Source organism: Vallitalea sediminicola, assembly GCF_054408565.1.
Genome location: NZ_BTPT01000077.1, coordinates 1 through 3,753 on the forward strand (window position 1 = coordinate 1; position 3,753 = coordinate 3,753).

The following is a 3,753-nucleotide window of genomic DNA, read 5'->3' on the forward strand; positions in this document are numbered from 1 at the left end:
TAATTTTTGGTAAAAAATAGTTAGGATATACCTAACTTTTTAAATTATTATAAACATTCAAAACAACACATTGCACAACAAATTATCCTTTAATCAACCTCTGCATTTGCTACATAACTTATATATCTTAACTCTTAGCTTAACTACTTAAGCTTGGTCAAGCCCTCGACCTATTAGTATCGGTCAGCTGAACATGTTACCATGCTTACACCTCCGACCTATCAACCTTGTAGTCTTCAAGGGGTCTTACTACCTTACGGCATGGGATATCTTATCTTGAGGGGGGCTTCACGCTTAGATGCCTTCAGCGTTTATCCCTTCCAAACTTGGCTACTCTGCTATGCACTTGGTAATACAACAGATACACCAGAGGTTCGTCCATCCCGGTCCTCTCGTACTAAGGACAGCTCCTCTCAAATATCCTGCGCCCACGACGGATAGGGACCGAACTGTCTCACGACGTTCTGAACCCAGCTCGCGTACCGCTTTAATGGGCGAACAGCCCAACCCTTGGGACCTACTACAGCCCCAGGATGCGATGAGCCGACATCGAGGTGCCAAACCACTCCGTCGATGTGAACTCTTGGGAGTGATAAGCCTGTTATCCCCGGGGTAGCTTTTATCCGTTGAGCGATGGCAATCCCACTTTCATACCACCGGATCACTAAGTCCTACTTTCGTACCTGCTCCACCCGTCGGTGTCACAGTCAAGCCATCTTCTGCCTTTGCACTCTTCGAATGGTTTCCAACCATTCTGAGATGACCTTTGAGCGCCTCCGATACCTTTTCGGAGGCGACCGCCCCAGTCAAACTCCCCACCTGACATTGTCCCTACACCAGTTTATGGTGCCAGGTTAGAAATCCAGTACTACAAGGGAGGTATCCCACCATCGACTCCACAAAGACTGGCGTCCTTGCTTCAACGTCTCCCTCCTATCCTGTACATGTAATACCGAATCCCAGTATCAAGCTGGAGTAAAGCTCCACGGGGTCTTTCCGTCCTGTCGCGGGTAACCAGCATCTTCACTGGTACTACAATTTCACCGGGCGCGTTGTCGAGACAGTGCCCAAATCGTTACGCCTTTCGTGCGGGTCGGAACTTACCCGACAAGGAATTTCGCTACCTTAGGACCGTTATAGTTACGGCCGCCGTTTACTGGGGCTTAAATTCAGAGCTTCGCTTGCGCTAACCCCTCCTCTTAACCTTCCAGCACCGGGCAGGCGTCAGCCCCTATACTTCACCTTTCGGTTTTGCAGAGACCTGTGTTTTTGCTAAACAGTCGCTTGGGCCTATTCTCTGCGGCCTCGTTATGAGGCACTCCTTATCCCTAAGTTACGGAGTCATTTTGCCGAGTTCCTTAACAACGCTTCTCCCGTCGGCCTTAGGATTCTCTCCTCATCTACCTGTGTCGGTTTGCGGTACGGGCACATACAAAACAATAGCGGCTTTTCTTGACAGTATGGATTCAGAGACTTCCCTACTTAAATTTCGGTCCTGTTCGCACTTCAGAAACAGATGACGGATTTTCCTTCCATCTTATCCTTTGTACTTAAACGGGTTTTTCCATTCCCCGATTCTCTTATCCTCCTGTGTCCCCACAGTTCTGTTTGTATGCGGTACAGGAATTTCAACCTGTTGTCCATCGACTACGGCTTTCGCCCTCGCCTTAGGTCCCGACTTACCCAGAGAAGATCAGCTTTACTCTGGAAACCTTAGATATTCGGCCGAGAAGATTCTCACTTCTCTCTCGCTACTCATTCCGGCATTCTCTCTTCTTAATAGTCCACTGCTCCTTACGGTACAGCTTCTTCCCTTTTAAGAATGCTCCTCTACCACTGATACTTAGTATCAATCCACAGCTTCGGTGTCATGTTTTAGCCCCGGACATTTTCGGCGCAAGATCTCTCGACTAGTGAGCTATTACGCACTCTTTGAATGCATGGCTGCTTCTAAGCCAACATCCTAGTTGTCTTCGAAATCTCACATCCTTTCCCACTTAACATGTACTTTGGGACCTTAGCTGGTGGTCTGGGCTCTTTCCCTTTTGACTACCCAACTTATCTCGCGCAGTCTGACTCCTGATGAGCATCTATATGGCATTCGGAGTTTGATATGTTTTGGTAAGCTTCGCAGCCCCCTAGACAATTCAGTGCTCTACCTCCATTAGACTCCATCAAGGCTAGCCCTAAAGCTATTTCGAGGAGAACCAGCTATCTCCGGGTTCGATTGGAATTTCTCCGCTACCCACAGCTCATCCCCACGTTTTTCAACACGTGTGGGTTCGGACCTCCATTACCTTTTACGGTAACTTCATCCTGGCCATGGGTAGGTCACCCGGTTTCGGGTCTACATACACTGACTTAACGCCCTGTTAAGACTTGGCTTCCCTTCGGCTCCAGACCTTAAGTCCTTAACCTTGCCAATATACGTAACTCGCCGGACCGTTCTACAAAAAGTACGCCGTCGATCATATATAGATCTTCGACTGCTTGTAAACATAGGGTTTCAGGTTCTTTTTCACTCCCCTTCCGGGGTTCTTTTCACCGTTCCTTCACAGTACTATGCGCTATCGGTCACTAGGTAGTATTTAGCCTTGGGGGGTGGTCCCCCCAGCTTCACACAGGGTTTCTCGTGTCCCGTGCTACTCTGGATACTGCCAGCTCTCTTGAATTTTCACCTACCGGACTTTCACCGTCTTTGGTTGGCTTTCCCAAAACCATTCGGTTAATTCGCAAGATACCTTATGCAGTCCACAACCCCTAATAACTAGGTTATTAGGTTTGGGCTCTTCCCCTTTCGCTCGCCGCTACTCAGAGAATCGATGTTTCTTTCTACTCCTTCGGGTACTTAGATGTTTCAGTTCCCCGAGTTCCCCCTGCATAGCTATGTATTCACTATGCAGTAACTAGGTATTTCCTAGCCAGGTTTCCCCATTCGGATATCTCCGGTTCGATGGCTATTTGCGCCTCCCCGAAGCTTTTCGCAGCTTATCACGTCCTTCATCGGCTCCTAGTGCCAAGGCATCCACCCTATGCTCTTATTAGCTTGACCTATACGTTTTCCCTTTCGGAATTACGTTGCCATGAATCGCTTTTGAAGGCGTTCATTATAGTCATCTAAGAGCTAAGATTTACAAGTTATTTCTATAGGAATCGTTTACACGATCCTTCGTAGCTTGTTTGCTTTGGTTCTTTCTTGTTTTTATATAGTTCCATACGCGATATATGGTTCTACATTTATTTCAAGGATTTTGATTAATTTGATGTCTAGTTATTTCTTCTTCTCTTATCAACGTTCTTGACAAGTTCAGATTAATAACTTACAATGTGTAGTTTTCAATGTTCATTCAAGAGTTGGCTTTACTTATGTAAAACAATCTCTTTCATTATAATCTTTTTTAGAACTGCTTTGCGTATGCAAAACTTTTCTTTCATTATAATCTTTTTATTTTCAAACAGCTTAGCTATGTTATCACAGCTTGTTTTGTTTGTCAAGTCTCTTTTTTTACTTTTAAGAGACAATGGAGATAAGGAGATTCGAACTCCTGACCCCCTGCTTGCAAGGCAGGTGCTCTCCCAACTGAGCTATACCCCCAGGGTCATTTATGTTATATTATTAAATTTTATTTTGGTGGGCTCAAGTGGACTCGAACCACCGACCTCACGCTTATCAGGCGTGCGCTCTAACCAGCTGAGCTATGAGCCCATAACACGCCAGGCGTGTAAGTATTTGTAATCTGGCAGCCACCTACT

Annotated in this window: 2 tRNA genes and 1 rRNA gene; all 3 read right to left on the bottom strand. The window is 46.2% G+C overall.

The window, feature by feature from the left end:
- Positions 1-153: 153 nt before the first annotated feature.
- Positions 154-3,052: ribosomal RNA gene (locus ACX6CF_RS23695) — 23S ribosomal RNA — on the bottom strand.
- A gap of 470 nt (positions 3,053-3,522) precedes the next feature.
- A tRNA-Ala gene (locus ACX6CF_RS23700) sits at positions 3,523-3,595 on the bottom strand.
- Positions 3,596-3,629: 34 nt separating this feature from the next.
- Positions 3,630-3,706, bottom strand: a tRNA-Ile gene (locus ACX6CF_RS23705).
- Between the last annotated feature and the right edge of the window lie 47 nt (positions 3,707-3,753).